The 17,678-nt window shown below is 62.4% G+C and carries 16 protein-coding genes and 1 pseudogene; 9 read left to right on the top strand and 8 right to left on the bottom strand.

The window, feature by feature from the left end:
* The first annotated feature begins 5 nt into the window (after nt 1-5).
* The 5 genes from lysA to AC19YY_RS07195 are packed head-to-tail and all read left to right on the top strand — an operon-like array spanning nt 6 to nt 4,420.
* Complete coding sequence (gene lysA, locus AC19YY_RS07215; RefSeq protein ID WP_170042083.1) at nt 6-1,253, top strand: diaminopimelate decarboxylase; 1,248 nt, start codon at nt 6-8, stop codon at nt 1,251-1,253.
* Nucleotides 1,254-1,256: 3 nt separating this feature from the next.
* Nucleotides 1,257-2,087: a diaminopimelate epimerase gene (gene dapF, locus AC19YY_RS07210; RefSeq protein WP_169955386.1), complete on the top strand. Its 831-nt coding sequence runs from the start codon at nt 1,257-1,259 to the stop codon at nt 2,085-2,087.
* Nucleotides 2,088-2,100: 13 nt separating this feature from the next.
* Nucleotides 2,101-2,826: a DUF484 family protein gene (locus AC19YY_RS07205; protein WP_169955387.1), complete on the top strand. Its 726-nt coding sequence runs from the start codon at nt 2,101-2,103 to the stop codon at nt 2,824-2,826.
* Between the two features lie 2 nt (nt 2,827-2,828).
* Entirely contained in the window at nt 2,829-3,728 is a 900-nt protein-coding gene (xerC, locus tag AC19YY_RS07200; protein ID WP_170042082.1) for a tyrosine recombinase XerC, read from the top strand.
* Nucleotides 3,725-4,420: an HAD family hydrolase gene (locus AC19YY_RS07195; protein ID WP_172313735.1), complete on the top strand. Its 696-nt coding sequence runs from the start codon at nt 3,725-3,727 to the stop codon at nt 4,418-4,420. The genes xerC and AC19YY_RS07195 overlap by 4 nt, the downstream gene beginning before the upstream one ends.
* Before the next feature lie 110 nt (nt 4,421-4,530).
* Here AC19YY_RS07195 and sutA read toward each other — a convergent pair whose 3' ends face one another.
* The 4 genes and pseudogenes from sutA to glnK form a co-directional block, all read right to left on the bottom strand.
* Entirely contained in the window at nt 4,531-4,854 is a 324-nt protein-coding gene (gene sutA / locus AC19YY_RS07190; protein ID WP_169955390.1) for a dormancy-specific transcriptional regulator SutA, read from the bottom strand.
* Between the two features lie 103 nt (nt 4,855-4,957).
* Nucleotides 4,958-5,179: pseudogene (locus tag AC19YY_RS07185) on the bottom strand (YjbQ family protein); the annotation flags it as partial.
* Nucleotides 5,180-5,370: 191 nt separating this feature from the next.
* Nucleotides 5,371-6,708, bottom strand: a complete 1,338-nt coding sequence (locus tag AC19YY_RS07180; protein WP_029289659.1) for an ammonium transporter — start codon at nt 6,706-6,708, stop codon at nt 5,371-5,373.
* Between the two features lie 34 nt (nt 6,709-6,742).
* Nucleotides 6,743-7,081, bottom strand: a complete 339-nt coding sequence (gene glnK, locus AC19YY_RS07175; RefSeq protein WP_002555808.1) for a P-II family nitrogen regulator — start codon at nt 7,079-7,081, stop codon at nt 6,743-6,745.
* A gap of 420 nt (nt 7,082-7,501) precedes the next feature.
* Between glnK and AC19YY_RS07170 the strand changes: the two genes are divergently transcribed.
* Nucleotides 7,502-7,762 (top strand): accessory factor UbiK family protein, encoded by a 261-nt coding sequence (locus AC19YY_RS07170; RefSeq protein ID WP_057444205.1) that lies wholly within the window; start codon nt 7,502-7,504, stop codon nt 7,760-7,762.
* Between the two features lie 176 nt (nt 7,763-7,938).
* On the top strand, nt 7,939-9,435 hold the full coding sequence (locus tag AC19YY_RS07165; protein WP_170042079.1) for a YifB family Mg chelatase-like AAA ATPase: 1,497 nt from the start codon (nt 7,939-7,941) through the stop codon (nt 9,433-9,435).
* 6 nt (nt 9,436-9,441) lie between these two features.
* On the opposite strand, the gene AC19YY_RS07160 is transcribed toward AC19YY_RS07165, so the two are convergent.
* Nucleotides 9,442-10,017, bottom strand: coding sequence for a TetR/AcrR family transcriptional regulator (locus AC19YY_RS07160; RefSeq protein ID WP_500604005.1), 576 nt, complete (start codon nt 10,015-10,017; stop codon nt 9,442-9,444).
* A 113-nt stretch (nt 10,018-10,130) separates the two neighbouring features.
* Between AC19YY_RS07160 and AC19YY_RS07155 the strand changes: the two genes are divergently transcribed.
* Complete coding sequence (locus AC19YY_RS07155; protein WP_500604004.1) at nt 10,131-11,042, top strand: ABC transporter six-transmembrane domain-containing protein; 912 nt, start codon at nt 10,131-10,133, stop codon at nt 11,040-11,042.
* Here AC19YY_RS07155 and AC19YY_RS07150 read toward each other — a convergent pair whose 3' ends face one another.
* The gene (locus tag AC19YY_RS07150) at nt 11,043-13,025 is read right to left on the bottom strand and encodes a methyl-accepting chemotaxis protein (RefSeq protein ID WP_500604003.1); all 1,983 of its coding nucleotides are present in this window, start codon (nt 13,023-13,025) and stop codon (nt 11,043-11,045) included.
* A gap of 189 nt (nt 13,026-13,214) precedes the next feature.
* Entirely contained in the window at nt 13,215-14,135 is a 921-nt protein-coding gene (locus AC19YY_RS07145) for a LysR substrate-binding domain-containing protein (RefSeq protein WP_169955395.1), read from the bottom strand.
* A gap of 152 nt (nt 14,136-14,287) precedes the next feature.
* Here AC19YY_RS07145 and AC19YY_RS07140 point away from each other — a divergent pair, with 152 nt between their 5' ends.
* Nucleotides 14,288-15,655: a NorM family multidrug efflux MATE transporter gene (locus tag AC19YY_RS07140; RefSeq protein ID WP_500604002.1), complete on the top strand. Its 1,368-nt coding sequence runs from the start codon at nt 14,288-14,290 to the stop codon at nt 15,653-15,655.
* A 129-nt stretch (nt 15,656-15,784) separates the two neighbouring features.
* Here AC19YY_RS07140 and AC19YY_RS07135 read toward each other — a convergent pair whose 3' ends face one another.
* Complete coding sequence (locus AC19YY_RS07135) at nt 15,785-17,458, bottom strand: putative bifunctional diguanylate cyclase/phosphodiesterase (protein WP_170042074.1); 1,674 nt, start codon at nt 17,456-17,458, stop codon at nt 15,785-15,787.
* Between the last annotated feature and the right edge of the window lie 220 nt (nt 17,459-17,678).

Raw genomic sequence — 17,678 nt, 5'->3', positions numbered from 1 at the left:
ATTTCATGGACGCTTTTAACTACCGGGACGGCGAGCTGTTCGCGGAAGACGTGGCGCTGTCCGCGATTGCCGAACGCTTCGGTACCCCGACCTATGTGTACTCGCGAGCGCATATCGAAGCGCAATACCGCACCTTTGCCGATGCACTGGAGGGTACGCCAAGCCTGGTGTGCTATGCAGTAAAAGCCAACTCCAACCTGGGTGTACTCAATGTCCTGGCGCGCCTGGGCGCTGGTTTTGACATCGTGTCCCGTGGCGAGCTGGAGCGTGTACTGGCCGCGGGCGGCAAGGCTGACAAAATCGTGTTCTCCGGTGTCGGCAAGACCCGCGAAGACATGCGCCGCGCCCTGGAAATCGGCGTGCATTGCTTCAACGTCGAGTCCACCGACGAGCTCGAGCGCCTGCAAGTGGTGGCCGCCGAGATGGGCGTGCGTGCGCCGATTTCCCTGCGCGTCAACCCGGACGTGGATGCCGGCACGCACCCGTACATTTCCACCGGTCTCAAAGAGAACAAGTTCGGCATCGCCATTGCCGACGCCGAAGACGTGTACATCCGCGCCGCCCAACTGCCGAACCTGGAAGTGCTGGGCGTGGACTGCCATATCGGCTCGCAACTGACCAGCCTGCCACCGTTCCTCGATGCCCTCGACCGCCTGCTGGCGCTGATCGATCGCCTCGGCGAGTGCGGCATCTACCTGCACCACATTGATTTGGGTGGTGGCGTGGGCGTGCGTTATCGCGACGAAGAGCCGCCGCTGGTGGCCGACTACGTCAAGGCCGTACGCGAGCGCACCGAAGGCCGCGACCTGAAGCTGATATTCGAGCCGGGCCGCTACATCGTTGCCAATGCGGGCGTACTGCTGACCCAGGTCGAGTACCTCAAGCACACCGAACACAAGGATTTCGCCATCGTCGATGCGGCGATGAACGATCTGATCCGCCCGGCCCTGTACCAGGCCTGGATGGATGTCAGCGCCGTGCGCCCGCGCGACAGCGCGCCGCGCACCTATGACATCGTCGGCCCGATTTGTGAAACCAGTGACTTCCTGGCCAAGGACCGTGAACTGGCCCTGGCAGAAGGCGATCTGCTGGCCGTGCATTCGGCCGGTGCCTATGGGTTTGTCATGAGTTCCAACTACAACACCCGCGGGCGTACCGCCGAAGTGTTGGTGGACGGTGATCAAGCGTTTGAAGTGCGTCGCCGCGAGACGGTAGCCGAGTTGTTTGCTGGCGAAAGCCTGCTGCCGGAGTAAGCCATGCTGCTGCGTTTTACCAAGATGCACGGGCTGGGCAATGACTTCATGGTCCTTGACCTGGTCAGCCAGCACGCGCATATCCTGCCCAAGCACGCCAAACTGTGGGGCGACCGCCATACCGGCATCGGCTTCGACCAACTGCTGCTCGTCGAAGCGCCGAGCAACCCGGAGGTGGATTTCCGTTACCGGATCTTCAACTCCGACGGTTCCGAAGTGGAGCAATGCGGCAACGGTGCGCGCTGCTTCGCGCGGTTCGTGCTGGACAAGCGCCTGACCGCCAAACGGCAGATTCGCGTCGAGACCAAAAGCGGCATTATCGAGCTGGATATCCGCAGCGACGGCCAGATCAGCGTCGACATGGGCGCCCCGCGCCTGGTACCGGCCGATATTCCGTTCGTGGCTGATGCCCAGGCGTTGAGCTATCCGCTGGATGTCGACGGTACCGTGGTCGAGGTGGCCGCCGTGTCCATGGGCAACCCCCATGCAGTGCTGCGGGTCAACGACATCAACAATGCGCCAGTGCATGAGTTGGGCCCGAAGATCGAACATCACCCGCGTTTTCCGGCACGGGTCAACGTCGGCTTCCTGCAGGTCATCGACCGCTCCCGCGCGCAGTTGCGGGTCTGGGAACGCGGCGCCGGGGAAACCCAGGCTTGTGGCACCGGTGCTTGCGCCGCCGCCGTGGCGGCGATCAGCCAGGGCTGGATGGATTCGCCACTGTTGATCGACCTGCCTGGTGGACGCCTGTCCATCGAATGGGCAGGCCCAGGCCAACCGGTGAAGATGACCGGCCCGGCATCCCGTGTATACGAAGGACAGGTCCGTCTATGAGAGCGACTCGCTAATGACCGATAAGCCCCAGGCACCCGCCAAGCAGCCCGAAGGATCCCCTTGCGAAAGCCTGGAGGCAGCGGCCGTCGCCGCTTACCTGGAGGCTAACCCGGACTTCTTCGTCGAACACGACGAGCTGCTGCCGGCCCTGCGCATCCCTCACCAGCGCGGCGATACCGTGTCGCTGGTGGAGCGGCAGATGAAGATCCTGCGCGAGCGCAATATCGAAATGCGCCATCGACTCTCACAGTTGATGGACGTGGCCCGCGACAACGACCGCCTGTTCGACAAGACCCGCCGCCTGATCCTGGCGCTGCTGGATGCCGCCAGCCTGGAAGACCTGACCATTGCCGTCGAAGACAGCCTGCGCCAGGACTTCCAGGTGCCGTTTGTCAGCCTGATCCTGTTCAGTGACAACCCGATGCCGGTCGGGCGCTGGGTCAAGGGCAGCGACGCACAGACCGCCATCGGCGGCCTGTTGTCGGAAGGCAAGACCATCAGCGGCACTCTGCGCGAGCATGAGCTGGACTTCCTGTTTGGCGAAGACCAGCGCGTGCAGATCGGCTCGACTGCCGTGGTCGCCCTCAGCCATCAAGGCTTGCACGGTGTCCTGGCCATCGCCAGCCGTGATCCGCAGCACTACAAAAGCACCGTGGGCACGCTGTTCTTGACCTACATTGCCGAAGTGTTGAGCCGCAGCCTGCCACGCTTCACCAGCGCCCTGCGCGCGGTGCGCTAGCAATGGAGCGACAACTGGACGCCTACTGCGCTCACCTGCGCAGCGAGCGCCAGGTGTCTCCCCATACGCTGGAAGCCTACCGGCGGGACTTGAACAAGGTCCTGGCGTTCTGCCAGAAACAACAGATCGGCAGTTGGAAGGCCCTCGATATCCAGGGCCTGCGCAGCCTGGTTGCGCGCCTGCACCAGCAAGGCCAATCCTCCCGCAGCCTGGCGCGCCTGCTGTCAGCGGTGCGTGGCCTGTATCACTACCTCAACCGCGAAGGCCTGTGCGATCACGACCCGGCCAACGGCCTGGCGCCGCCCAAGGGTGAGCGCCGCCTGCCCAAAACCCTGGATGCCGACCGCACCCTGCAATTGCTCGATGGCGCGGTCGAGGATGACTTCTTGGCTCACCGCGACCAGGCGATCCTGGAGCTGTTCTATTCCTCGGGCCTGCGGCTGTCGGAGCTGACCAGCCTCAACCTCGAGCAGTTGGACCTGGCCGATGGCCTGGTGCAAGTACACGGCAAAGGCAGCAAGACCCGCGTGCTGCCCATTGGCAAAAAAGCCCGCGACGCCCTGCTGGTATGGCTGCCCCTACGAGCCCTGGCCAACCCGCCGGACGATGCGGTGTTTGTCAGCCAGCAAGGCCGACGCCTCGGGCCACGGGCCATTCAGCTGCGGGTCAAGGCCGCCGGCGAGCGGGAACTGGGGCAGAACCTGCATCCGCACATGCTGCGCCACTCCTTTGCCAGTCACCTGCTGGAGTCATCACAAGACTTGCGCGCCGTGCAGGAGCTGCTCGGCCACTCGGATATCAAGACCACCCAGATCTACACCCACCTGGACTTCCAGCACCTGGCGACGGTGTACGACAGCGCCCATCCACGGGCCAAACGCGTTAAAGGCGGCGACTCATGAGCATCAAGCTAATCACCTTCGACCTGGACGATACCCTGTGGGACAACGTCCCCGTCATCATCAGCGCCGAAGCGTCGATGCGCCACTGGCTGGCGACCCATGCGTCCAAGGTCGGCGACTTGCCCCTGGAGCATTTCGCCAGCCTGCGCCAGCACGTACTGCAACGTCATCCCGAACTCAAGCACCGGATCAGCATCCTGCGCCACCGGGTGCTGATGCACGCCTTTGAAGAGGCCGGTTATCCACAGCCGCAGGCCACGGAAATGGCCGATGTGTGTTTTGAAGCGTTTATTCATGCGCGGCACCAGCTCACGGTCTTCCCGGAAGCTGAGCCGATGCTGCAAGCCCTGCGCCAGCACTTCCTGCTGGGGGTGATCACCAATGGCAATGCCGATGTCCAGCGCGTGGGCCTGGCGGATTACTTCCACTTTGCCCTGAGGGCCGAAGATATCGGCATCGCCAAGCCGGATGCGCGCTTGTTTCAGGAAGCGTTGCAGCGAGGTGGGGTGGATGCCAGTGCGGCGGTACATATTGGCGACCATCCGGGCGATGACATCGCCGGGGCGCAGCAGGCGGGGTTACGGGCGGTGTGGTTCAACCCGGCGGGCAAGGTCTGGGAAGGCGAGAAATTGCCGGATGCGCAGATTCGCAGCTTGAGCGAGCTGCCTTCGCTGCTCCACAGCTGGAAATAACGCGACCCGACAAGCCAGCTCCCACATGGGTTTGCGGCACTGGCCATTTGTCTCAGGCATGAAAAAGCCCGCAGCGACGGCGGGCTTTTGCAGCAAGCAAGTAACCGGCCTCAGATAGGCCGACTGCCGTACTTGTTGTCCGGCTTCTTCGGTGGATCTGCCACCACGTTGGCCTCGACTTCCTGCACTTTGCCGCCCTTGGCGAGGAATTCTTCCATCGCGCGGGCCAGCGCATCGCGCTCTTTGTTCTTGGCTTCAACGCTCGGCAACTCATCAACCGACACAGCAGCCTTGGCCTTGCCCTTGGCGGTCGGGGCCGGCGCGTCATCGCCGCCGTCGTCGTCAGCTACGTCTTCGGCAGCCGCCTCAAGACCTTCTTCGGTTTCGTCGTCACCTACTTCGAGGTCGTCGTTTTCCAGATCATCGTCGCTCATGTTCTACCTCATGACTTGCGAAAAGCAGATTAGTTATAGCCCAGCTTCACCATCTGTCGAAGGCTGCCGGAAAAAAATCAACGTCCACCGGATAACCAGTGGCTTATGCCCCGTCACCGTGCAAGGTGCCGAGGACGTTACGAGCACCGCCATGATCACGCTGCTCGCCCAGATAAACGCCTTGCCATGTGCCCATTGCCAAATGGCCGGCCGTGACCGGCAAACTCAGTTGGCGAGCCGAAAGGCTGCCCTCGAAATGACCCGGGGCTTGGCCCGCAGGGTAATCAGGGTCTGCCGATGTATACAGTTCTGCGCCCATCGGCGCGCATTCTAGCGCGCTCTGGGAAAAAACAAAGTGCCGAATACGCCTACATGCCTGTAAGACATTCGCACACTGAAAAGTACCGTGTGGATCCGATCACAAACTCGACACAAAAATTCTCACACGCTTTCACCACAGGCAAATACCAGACAAAAAAATGCCCGGCAAGCCGGGCATGTTTTTTTCATAGGTTCTTACAAGTTGTAGCCACGTTCGTTGTGTTCCGCCAGGTCCAGGCCAACGGCCTCTTCCTCTTCGGTCACACGCAGGCCGATGGTCAAGTCCAGCACCTTGAGAATCACAAAGGTCACGATACCGGTGTAGATCACGGTAAAGCCTACGCCCTTGGCCTGGATCCAGACCTGCGCGGCAATATCGGTCACCGTGCCGAAGCCACCCAGGATCGGCGCCGCGAATACACCGGTGAGGATCGCCCCGACAATCCCGCCAACACCGTGCACGCCGAAGGCATCCAGGGAGTCATCGTAGCCCAGCTTGCGCTTGAGGCTGGTGGCACAGAAGAAGCAGATCACGCCAGACGCCAGGCCGATCACCAGGGCGCCCATTGGGCCCACGGTACCGGCGGCCGGAGTAACGGCCACCAGGCCGGCGACCACACCCGAGGCGATGCCCAGGGCGCTTGGTTTGCCGTGGGTAATCCACTCGGCGAACATCCAGCCCAGCGCCGCAGCCGCGGTAGCGATCTGGGTCACCAGCATCGCCATGCCCGCCGTGCCGTTGGCCGCAGCAGCAGAGCCGGCGTTGAAGCCGAACCAACCGATCCACAGCATCGCCGCACCGATCAGGGTGTAGCCCAGGTTATGCGGGGCCATCGGCGTAGTCGGGTAGCCTTTACGCTTGCCGAGCACGATGCACGCCACCAGGCCAGCCACACCGGCGTTGATGTGCACCACGGTGCCGCCAGCGAAGTCCAGCACGCCCCAGTCCCACATCAGGCCGCCGTTGCCGCTCCAGACCATGTGCGCGATCGGCGCATAGACCAGGGTGAACCAGATGGCCATGAACAGCAGCATGGCGGAGAACTTCATACGCTCGGCAAACGCACCGACGATCAGCGCCGGGGTGATGATCGCGAAGGTCATCTGGAAGGTGATGAACACCGCTTCCGGGAACAGCGCTGCAGGCCCAGTGATGCTGGACGGTGTGACACCCGCCAGGAACGCCTTGCCCATGCCGCCGAAGAACGAGTTGAAGTTGACGACGCCTTGCTCCATTCCCGTGGTGTCGAACGCAATGCTGTAGCCGTAGACGACCCACAGGATGCTGATCAGACCGGTAATGGCGAAGCACTGCATCATCACAGAAAGAATGTTTTTGGAGCGGACCATGCCGCCGTAGAACAGCGCCAGGCCAGGGATGGTCATGAACAGCACCAGTGCGGTGGCTGTCAGCATCCAGGCAGTGTCGCCGGAATTGAGGACTGGAGCCGCCACTTCGTCTGCCGCCATGGCCAGGCTGGGCATTACGATGGACAACAGGGCTCCTAGCCCTGCGAATTTACGCAGAGTCATATTGTTTTCTCCTGGGGCGTTGGGGTTTGGCGGCTTAGATTGCGTCGGTATCGGTTTCGCCGGTACGGATGCGAATAGCCTGTTCCAGATTGACCACGAAGATCTTGCCGTCGCCGATCTTGCCGGTGTTGGCCGCCTTGGTTATCGCCTCGATAACCCGATCAAGATCCTTGTCGTCAATGGCGACATCAATCTTCACCTTCGGCAGGAAATCGACTACGTATTCCGCGCCGCGATACAGCTCGGTATGACCCTTCTGCCGACCGAAGCCTTTGACCTCAGTGACGGTAATGCCCTGCACGCCGATCTCGGACAGTGACTCGCGTACATCGTCCAACTTGAACGGCTTGATGATGGCAGTGACTAGCTTCATGAAAACTCTCTCCCGAATTGGTGGACTTGCCCCAGGAAAACAAACCCGTCTCAAGTCTAAGCGCAGTGCCTGGCTTTGTAACGCATCGTCGCCTCGGCAATTGCCTTGGCGACGCCAGCTAACCGTTGGTGACGAAACATGTACCCTGGTCCGTCAGCGCACTGCATTCGTCACAGCGACTGCATCAGTGCATGGGTCATGATCGTCTAAGCAGAAACCTTGCCAGCTCCGTAAAAATCACTGAAATCAATCCGTTGCCCGCTCACACCGAGCAGTGGGCCGGTGTAGCAGCCCACATACGCACAAAAACAGTGCATCCACATTCGGGCCAATGCGCGAAAAGCGTGCGCAGAGCACTGGGAAAAGACTATAGGCGCTGCGTGATACACTGCCGGCCAACTGTTTTCCGGAATGTTTCCCATGCTCGCGCCCAAAGACCTCCTCGACGCCCTGAGCGGCCACGCCTCTCGCCTGTTCAGCGGCGAGACCCCGCTGCCTCGCAATGAAATCGAAAGCCAGTTCAAGGCACTGCTGCAAAGCGGGTTCAGCAAACTGGACCTGGTCAGCCGGGAAGAATTCGACAGCCAGATGGTAGTCCTGGCCCGCACCCGAGCACGCCTGGAGAGCCTGGAGGCGAAGGTGGCAGAGTTGGAAGCGCGGTTGAATCCACCCCAGGAATAACCACCCTGCCCCCTGTAGGAGCCGGCTTGCCGGCGATGGCTGTCTACCTGACACACCAAGCCGGCTCCTGCAATTTCAACGCCCGGATACGTTCAGTAAAACCTGCGCAAGGCGCCTCCCCCTCTCTCGTCTACCCTTGAAAAACCGCAAAGCGGCCCTCCCTTCAAGGAACGAACATGTCCCTCGCCATCGTCCACAGCCGCGCCCAGATCGGCGTCGAAGCCCCCGCCGTCACTGTCGAAGTGCATATGGCCAATGGCTTGCCGTCCCTGACCCTGGTGGGCTTGCCGGAGACAGCGGTCAAGGAAAGCAAAGACCGCGTGCGCAGCGCCATTCTCAACAGTGCGCTGCAATACCCCGCGCGCCGGATCACCCTTAACCTGGCGCCCGCCGACCTGCCCAAGGACGGCGGGCGTTTTGATCTGGCGATTGCCCTGGGGATTCTCGCGGCCAGCGTGCAGGTGCCGACACAGGCGTTGGATGGCGTGGAGTGCCTCGGCGAACTGGCCCTGTCTGGCGAAGTGCGCGCCGTCAAAGGTGTGTTGCCAGCCGCGTTGGCCGCACGCAAGGCCGGGCGCAGCGTGATCGTGCCCAGGGCCAATGCCGAAGAGGCGTGCCTGGCCGGCGGGTTGAAGGTGATTGCGGTGGATCATCTGCTGCAAGTGGTGGCGCACCTGAATGGGCTGGTGCCGATCGAGCCTTACACGTCCGACGGATTGCTGTACCTGAACAAACCTTACCCGGACCTGAGCGAGGTGCAGGGCCAACTGGCCGCCAAGCGCGCACTGCTGATTGCGGCAGCGGGTGCCCACAACTTGCTGTTCAGCGGGCCACCCGGCACCGGCAAGACTTTGCTTGCCAGCCGCCTGCCCGGCCTGCTACCGCCCTTGAGCGAACAGGAGGCGCTGGAAGTGGCGGCGATCCAATCAGTGGTCAGCCTGGCGCCGTTGAGCCACTGGCCTCATCGGCCCTTTCGCCAGCCGCACCATTCCGCGTCCGGGCCGGCGCTGGTGGGCGGCGGCTCGAAACCGCAGCCTGGGGAAATCACCCTGGCCCATCACGGGGTGTTGTTTCTCGATGAACTGCCGGAATTTGATCGCAAGGTGCTGGAGGTGCTGCGCGAACCGCTGGAATCGGGACATATCGTGATTTCCCGGGCACGCGACCGCGTCAGCTTCCCGGCACGCTTTCAACTGGTGGCGGCGATGAACCCCTGCCCTTGCGGTTACATGGGTGAGCCCAGTGGACGTTGCCGGTGTACGCCGGAGCAGATCCAGCGCTACCGCAACAAACTCTCCGGGCCGTTGCTGGACCGGATTGATTTGCACCTGACCGTGGCACGTGAAACCACCGTGCTGAACCCCTCCCAAAAGGTCGGTGATGACACGGCGAAGGCATCCGCCCAAGTGGCCGAGGCCCGGGAGCGCCAGCAAGGGCGCCAGGGTTGCGCGAATGCCTTCCTCGACCTGGCGGGATTACGCGAGCACTGCGCACTGGTAAACGCCGATGAAAGCTGGCTGGAGAGCGCTTGCGAGCGGCTGACGTTATCGCTGCGCGCAGCCCACCGACTGCTCAAGGTCGCGCGTACCCTGGCAGACCTTGAGCAAGTGGAAGGCATCGCTCGCCATCACTTGGCGGAGGCATTGCAGTACCGGCCGGCATCAGTTGGCTAGCAGCGTTCAGGAAAAATCCAGCAGCAGCCTCGCCACTTCCAGCACCTCACCCAGTACCGCTTCTGACGACTCGGCGGAAGGCTTGAGCATCAGGTGATCGGCGTAGCCCATCGCCAGGGCGAAGAGCTGCCGTGCAGCGCGTTGGGGCGACTTGCAGCGAAAGACCCCGGCAGCGACACCCCGCTCGATCACCTCGGCAAGCATGCCTTGCCATTGGGCATTGATCACCAGGTAAGCCTGGGCCATTTGCGCGTCATGCATGGCCTCGTCCCAGGCGTCCAGCCAGAGCGCCCAGCCTGCATCGGCGGTGCTGGGCAGGCAGTCGCTCAAGAATCCTACGAGCGCCTCCAGTGGTGGCGCATCGGCCAAGGGCTCGCGCACTTCATCCAATTGCTCATTCGCAAAGCGCACAAAGGCTTCGCGGCGCAATTCATTCCAGTCGCTGAAGTAGTGATAGACATGGCTGCGCGACAGCCCGGCATGTTCGGCCAAGTCACGGGTGGATACATCGGCAAAGCCCTTGCTGCGAAACAGCTCCAAGGCAGCGGCGATGATCTGGTCTTTACGGTCGATACGCGACATGGGCAATTCCTTACGGGCGCCACCAGATAAGCGGCGCTTGCTTTTTGAGCGATCGCTCAAAGATACTTGAGCAGTCGCTCAATAGTAGCGCCTATTACTCCTTTGGTGCACCCATGCCATCCACAACGCCACACATCCTGATCGAAGAAAGCAAGAAACTCGGCCAGCAATCGGCCAGCCAAACCCTCAAGGCAATCGCCAAGGCTTATCCCGGCAAGCTGTTCTGCACGCTGTCGTTGGTTGCGCTGGAGAACGCGTTGCTGCTGGCCTATCCCCTGTTTGCCGGTTTCGCCGTGGACTCGATCCTGCGCGGCGATGCCGGCAGTGCGCTGTTCTATGCGGCCGTGGTGATGGCGTTCTGGGTGGTCGGCGCCGCACGCCGGGCGTTGGATACCCGCACTTTCACGCGGATCTACGCCGATCTTGCCGTACCTGTGATTCTCAATCAGCGTCTGCAGAACCACAGCACGTCCAAGGCAGCCGCACGGGTGGTGCTGGCGCGGGACTTTGTCGATTTTTTCGAAAAACATGTGCCCGTGATCGCAACGGCCTTGGTCTCCATCGTTGGCGCAGCTGCGATGCTGCTGGTGATTGAACCTTGGGTGGGCCTGGCCTGCTTTGCGGCATTGCTGCTTTGCATCATCCTGCTACCGCGATTTGCCCGCCGTAACGAGCAGTTGCACGAACGGTTGAATAACCGCCTGGAGAAAGAAATTGGCCTGGTGGAAAAGGTGGGCGCCCAGACGTTGCGACGCCATTACCAGTTGCTGTCACGCCTGCGTATCTGGCTGTCGGACCGCGAAGCCGCTGCCTACCTGTTTCTCGGCACGCTGGCAGCGCTACTGTTCATCGTAGCGATCAGCCAACTGGCCTTGTCGCCAGCGGTCAAGGCCGGTCATGTCTATGCGGTGATGACGTACCTGTGGACCTTCGTCAGCAGTCTCGACGAAGCACCAGGGATGGTTGATCAACTGGCGCGACTCAAGGACATCGGCAAACGGGTGGACCCGGGGCTCGGGGATTGATCAGCCTTGTCGAAACCGATCCACCTCCTGCCGCAACCCCGCCGCCAACGTCTCCAGCTCCCGGGCAGTGATCGCAAGGTTCGACACCACTTCCCGCTGCTCACTGTTGGCCAGGGCAATGCTCTGCAGGTTGCTGCTGAGCAAAGTCGCGGTGCTGCTTTGCTCCTGGGTCGCGGTGGTAATCGCGGCGAACTGCTGCCCCGCCGAACGGCTTTGTTCGTCGATGCGCGCCAGGGCTGATGCGACGTCGGCGTTGCGCGACAGGCCTTCCTGCATCAGCACATTGCCCTGTTCCATGGTGCTGATGGCGTTGCCGGTTTCCTGCTGGATGCTCTGGATCATTCCGGAAATTTCATCGGTGGCCTGGCGGGTGCGTGAGGCTAGGTTGCGCACTTCATCGGCGACCACGGCAAACCCACGCCCCTGCTCCCCGGCCCGCGCCGCCTCGATGGCGGCGTTGAGCGCCAGCAGGTTGGTCTGATCGGCAATCGAGGTGATCACACCGACGATGCCGCCGATTTCCTGGGAGCGTTGGCCCAGGGTATTGATCACCGTGGCCGTGCTGTTGAGTGCCGTGGCGATATGTTCCAGGGACGACGACGCCTCCTGCATCGAGTTGCGACCGATGCGGGTCTGCTGGGCATTTTCCTGGGCCAGGCGCTCGGTATTGCCCATGTTGTCGGCAATGTTCAACGAGGTGGCGCTGAACTCTTCCACCGCGCCGGCCATGCTGGTGATCTCGCCGGACTGCTGCTCCATGCCCTCATAGGCCCCGCCCGACAGGCCCGACAGCGCCTGGGCGCGGCTGTTGACCTCTTCGGCCGCCTCGCGGATGTGGGAGACCATGGTCGACAGGGCTTCACCCATCTGGTTGAAACTGCGCGCCAGTTGACCGATCTCGTCATGGCTGGACACATTCAGCCGCGCACTCAAATCACCGGCGCCCAGGGCTTCGGCCTGGCGCACCAGGTCACCCAGGGGCTGGAGTTTGCTGCGCAGCAGCCAGACCGCCGCGCCCACGGCCAACAGCATCGCCAGCACGCTGCCGATTACCAGGCGGATACCCACGGCCCAGGTCACCGCCCGGATCTCGGCCTTGGGCATGCTCGCCACCACCGACCACGGGCCGCCGTCAAACGGCACCGCAACGCTGTAGAAGTCCTCGCCCTGGTCACTCCAGAAACGCCCCTGGCCGGGCTTTTGCGCCAGCTCCAGAATCGGCACAACCGCCTGCTCCGGGGCTTGCACACCAGCGGGCGGCACCAGCCAGTGCTTTTGCTCGTCCAGCAACGCCAGCGAGCCGGTCTGGCCAATGCGAAAACGCTTGAGGTTGGCGAACTGGGCGTTCTGCGCATCGGTGTAGTCAAAACCGATAAACAACACCGCAATCACCTGGCCGCTGGCATCGCGCACCGGGCTGTATTGGGTCATGTAGGAGCGCTCGAACAGAACCGCACGGCCAATGTAGCTCTGCCCGGCAAGCAGGCGCTGGTAGGCCGGGCCCTGGCGATCCAGCACGGTGCCGATCGCACGGTTGCCGTCCTGTTTGGTCAGGGAGGTGCTGATGCGGACAAAGTCTTCGCCACTGCGCACGAACACCGTAGCCACGCCACCGGACATCTGCTTGAACTCATCAACCTCGTCGAAGTTGTTGTTCAACACCTGGTCGCCCAGGTACAGGCTCGGGGTCTGTACCCCGGCCACATTCACTTTCTGCTCGGAACCCACGCGCAACCCGGCGGCGAAACGCTGCTCAAACAACCCGCTCAAACGCTCGGTGCTCTCGCGCAGGGTGCTGTGGAAGGTATTGAGTTGGTCGGCGAGCAAGCGCGCTTCGCTGGCCAGGTGTTCTTCGCGGGTTTGCAGGTTGGCCGAATCCAGGGAGCGCAGGGCAAATAGGGTGCTGGCGCTGATCACGACAGCCAATATGACCGCCAAGGCAATGCCCAGCTGCGAAGCGATGCGGGCGCGGGGTTGAGACATGACAGCTCCTGGCCGAGGCCCGGATCGTCCTGATCTCATAGCGCTAATCGGCGAATTTCTTGGATTGGGGGGCACGCTGAGCCGCAACTAATGGCGGCTCCGACACACCTACTTCGGCGGCCTGGATCAATACTTGAGCAAATTACAGGGGTATCACTCAAACGCATTGTTTGCGCGCGCTGCATCGATTCAGTCGAGCTGCTCGACTGGCGGCAGTGTCATGGCCCGGACCTCACTTTGCAGGAAGTCCGAGAGCCTGCGCAGGCGCTCGCCGCCGGGGCGGGTCTTGGGCCAGACCAGGTAGTAACTTTCGCCGCTGGCCACCGCAGTAGGCCAGGGCAGGCTCAAGCGCCCCTGCGCCACATCTTCGGCAACCATCAGCAAATCCCCCATGGACACGCCATAGCCCCGAGCGGCGGCAATCATGCCCAACTCCAGCGTATCGAACACCTGCCCGCCCTTGATGGCGACACGAGAGGCCAGGCCGGTGCGTTGCAACCAACGGCGCCAATCACGCCGGTCCGGCGTGGGGTGCAGCAGTTCAGCGCCGGCCAGGCGCTCCACATCCCAGGGGCCATCGCTGAGCAGGTTCGGCGCGCCCACCGGGATCAGCAGTTCGGGGAACAGGTAACTGGCCTCCCAATCTGTGGGAAAGTGCCCATCGCTCAGTAGGACCGCGCAGTCGAACGGCTCCTGGTTGAAATCCACCTCATCGATGCTCATCCACGCACTGGTCAACTGCACCTCGTTGCCCGGCTGCAAGTGCCGGAACCGACTCAGGCGTGCCAGCAACCAGCGCATGGTCAGGGTCGACGGGGCCTTCATGCGCAGGATGTCATCTTCGGCATTCAAGGTATGGCAGGCGCGCTCCAGGGCGGCGAAGCCCTCGCGCACGCCCGGCAGCAGCAAGCGCGCCGATTCGGTGAGCTGCAAGGTGCGCCCGCTGCGCTGGAACAGGCGACAGGCGAAATGCTCCTCCAGGGTGCGGATATGCCGGCTGACTGCACTTTGGGTGATGGACAGTTCTTCGGCGGCACGGGTGAAGGAGTTGTGCCGTGAGGCGGCTTCAAATGCACGCAAGGCATACAGCGGAGGAAGGCGACGAGACATGAGGAAAACTCCGACGGCACGATCCGCAAACCCTACCAGAATCATCCTGGCATGAGTTTTAATCATGCCAATGATCGCATTTATCCCTTTGTGCAAAGCGCTGAGAGCGCCGAGAATCAACCCTTCTACCCTTTGTGCAAATATTGAGCGTGATGATCATGCAGCATCCGGCGCGTACCGAACTCTGGGCCATTCTGCGGCTGTCAGGGCCGTTGATTGCCTCACAGCTGGCGCACATGCTGATGGTGCTGACCGACACCCTGATGATGGCCCGCCTGAGCCCCGAAGCCCTGGCCGGCGGTGGGCTCGGCGCGGCGAGCTATTCGTTTGTGTCGATCTTTTGCATCGGCGTGATAGCCGCCGTGGGCACCCTGGTCGCCATTCGCCAGGGCGCCGGTGATATCGAAGGCGCTACCCGCCTGACCCAGGCCGGCCTGTGGCTGGCCTGGCTGATGGCCTTGGTGGCGGGCCTGCTGCTGTGGAACCTCAAGCCGGTGCTGCTGATGTTCGGCCAGACCGAGACCAACGTGCAGTCGGCCGGCCAGTTCCTGATGATCCTGCCGTTTGCCCTGCCCGGCTACCTGACATTCATGGCCCTGCGCGGCTTCACCAGCGCCATCGGCAAAGCCACCCCGGTGATGGTGATCAGCCTGTGCGGCACGGTGATCAACTACCTGCTCAACCATGCATTGATCGAAGGCATGTTCGGCCTGCCCAAACTGGGCCTGATGGGCATCAGCCTGGTCACGGCGATTGTCGCCAACTGCATGGCCCTGGCGCTGTTGTGGTACATCAAATACAACCGCGCCTACGCCGCCTACCCATTGGGCAAGGGCCTGTTGCAGCCCAACCTGCATTACTTGCGCGAGCTGTGGCGCCTGGGCCTGCCGATTGGCGGCACCTATGCAGTGGAAGTCGGCTTGTTCGCCTTCGCGGCGCTGTGCATGGGCACCATGGGCAGTACGCAGTTGGCGGCCCACCAGATTGCCCTGCAAATCGTCTCGGTGGCGTTCATGGTCCCGGCGGGCATGTCCTATGCGGTCACCATGCGCATCGGCTTGCATTACGGCGGCGGGCACCTGCTCGGCGCACGGCTCGCCGGGCGTGTGGGTATCGCCTTCGGCGCGACGGTGATGCTGGGGTTTGCCATGGTGTTCTGGCTGTTTTCAGACCCGCTGATCGGCCTGTTCCTCGACCATGACGACCCGGCCTTCGCCCAGGTGATCAGCCTGGCGGTGAGCCTGTTGGCCGTGGCGGCGTGGTTCGAGTTGTTCGACGGTGTGCAGACTATCGCCATGGGCTGCATCCGCGGGCTGAAGGATGCCAAGACGACCTTCCTCGTCGGCCTGGGCTGTTACTGGTTGATTGGCGCACCGGCGGCCTGGCTGATGGCGTTTACCCTGGGGTGGGGGCCGACCGGGGTGTGGTGGGGGTTGGCGCTGGGGCTGGCCTGCGCGGCGATTACCCTGACGTGGGCGTTTGAAAGAAAGATGAGGCGGATGATTGCCCAGACAAACTGAAGAAGGTACGCGTTCACTGTAGGAGCTGGCTTGCCAGCGATGGCGATGTATCAGTCACAGTATCGTTGACCGACAGACTGCTATCGCTGGCAAGCCAGCTCCTACAATGATTGGTTTGACCGCACCGGCCTAGATCACTTCACCCAACAACGCCTGCTGGCTGCTGCCAAACGTCAGGTATTCCACCAATTCCGCCAGCGGCAACGGCTTGCTGATCAGGTAACCCTGGGCCTGGTCGCACCCAAACAAGCGCAACAACGCCAGTTGCTCGGGGGTTTCCACGCCTTCGGCCACCACTTCCAGGTTGAGGTTGTGGGCCAGGTTGATCATGGCATGCACCAGCTTGCGGTTTTCCTCGCGTTCTTCCATGCCGCCGACAAAGCTCTTGTCGATCTTGAGCAAGGCAATCGGCAGGCTGTTGAGGTGTACGAAGGACGAGAAACCGGTACCAAAGTCATCCAGGGAGAAACGCACCCCCAGGCGGCCCAGGGCATCCATGGTCTGCTTGACCAGGTCGCTGCGGCGCATCACGGCGGTTTCGGTCAGCTCGAACTCCAGCCACTGCGCCTCCACCCCGCGCTCGGCAATCAAGCGGCTCAAGGTCGACAGCAACTGGCTGTCCTGGAACTGACGGAACGACAGGTTGACCGCCATGTGCAGCGGCGGCAGGCCGCGTTCGCGCAGGTCCTGCATATCGCGCAGGGCCCGGGAAATCACCCAGTAGCCCAACGGCACGATCAGGCCACTCTGCTCGGCCAGCGGCACGAACTCGCTAGGCGGCAACAACCCGCGCTCACCATGGCGCCAGCGCACCAGGGCTTCGAGGCCGACGATATGCCCATCGTCCAGGTCCAGACGCGGCTGATAATGCAGTTCCAGTTCGTCACGGCGCAGCGCCCGGCGCAGTTCGCTTTCCAGGTCGGCGAGGCTGCGGGCGTTGCGGTTGATGCGTTCATTGAAGATATGAAAGGTGCAGCCCTGGGTGCTCTTGGCCTGCTGCATGGCGATATGCGCGTGCCACATCAACGGGTCGGCGCCGGCCTTGGCGCGGGCATGGGCCACACCCAGGCTGCAACCGATCAGCAGGCTCTCGCCATCGACCCAATAAGGTTCCGCCATGGCCTCGGTGATGCGCTCGGCCATCCACTCGGCGCGCTGCGGCGCACGGCGGGTGTCGATCAGCAAGGCGAATTCGTCACTGCCCAGGCGTGCCAGTTGGTCGCCGACTTCCAGTTGGCTCTTGAGCCGCGAGACCACTTGCAGGATCAGCCGGTCGCCCGCCTGGTGGCCGAGGGCATCGTTGGCGTGGCGGAAGTTGTCCAGGTCCAGGTGGCCGAGGGCCAGGCCACGCCCGTCGTTTTCGGCAAGGCGCGCGGCCAGCAAGGTCTGGAAGCCCTGACGGTTGGCGATGCCGGTCAGCGGATCCTGTTCGGCCAGGCGTTGCAGGGTATTTTCCAGCACGCCGCGCTCGCGCACGTGGCGCAGGCAGCGGCGCAGCGTATCCACGTCAAACGCACCACGGATCAACCAGTCGCTGGCGCCCAATGGCGCAACCAGCGGTTCCTGCTCCAGCAGCAACACGGTGGGCAGGCTACAGCGGCCAGGGCCGGGTTGCAGGCTGGGGGTGGTCAGCAATACAGCCGTGCGGTCGTCGTCGAACAGGCTGCTCACCGACTCCCAGTTTGGCGCACTGATCAGCACAGCCCCATCGCCCATCGGCGTCAGGCACTCGCGCAACAACGCTGCCCACGCAGGCTCATCGGCCAGTAGCAGCAAACGCAAGGGTTCGACAGGCGTAGACAAGCTAGCTCCCTAGACTTTGCAAAATTTCGTTGGCGGCGGGCATTATGACGTGCAGCCTGATAATGACCAATGATATTGGTTATCAAATACGTGCTGTGCGGCTCTAGATCGAACAATAGACCCAAAAACCCCGCACATCCTGCGGCAAAGTAACAAAACCGGCAAATTTAGATCGAGTGGTACGTCACACTGTCGTTCAGAGGCGGCAGAATCTTGCCAG

The organism is Pseudomonas sp. MF09156, assembly GCF_059862305.1.
Note: the sequence above shows the minus strand (reverse complement) of the source record. Positions and strands in the feature narration are given on the sequence as shown.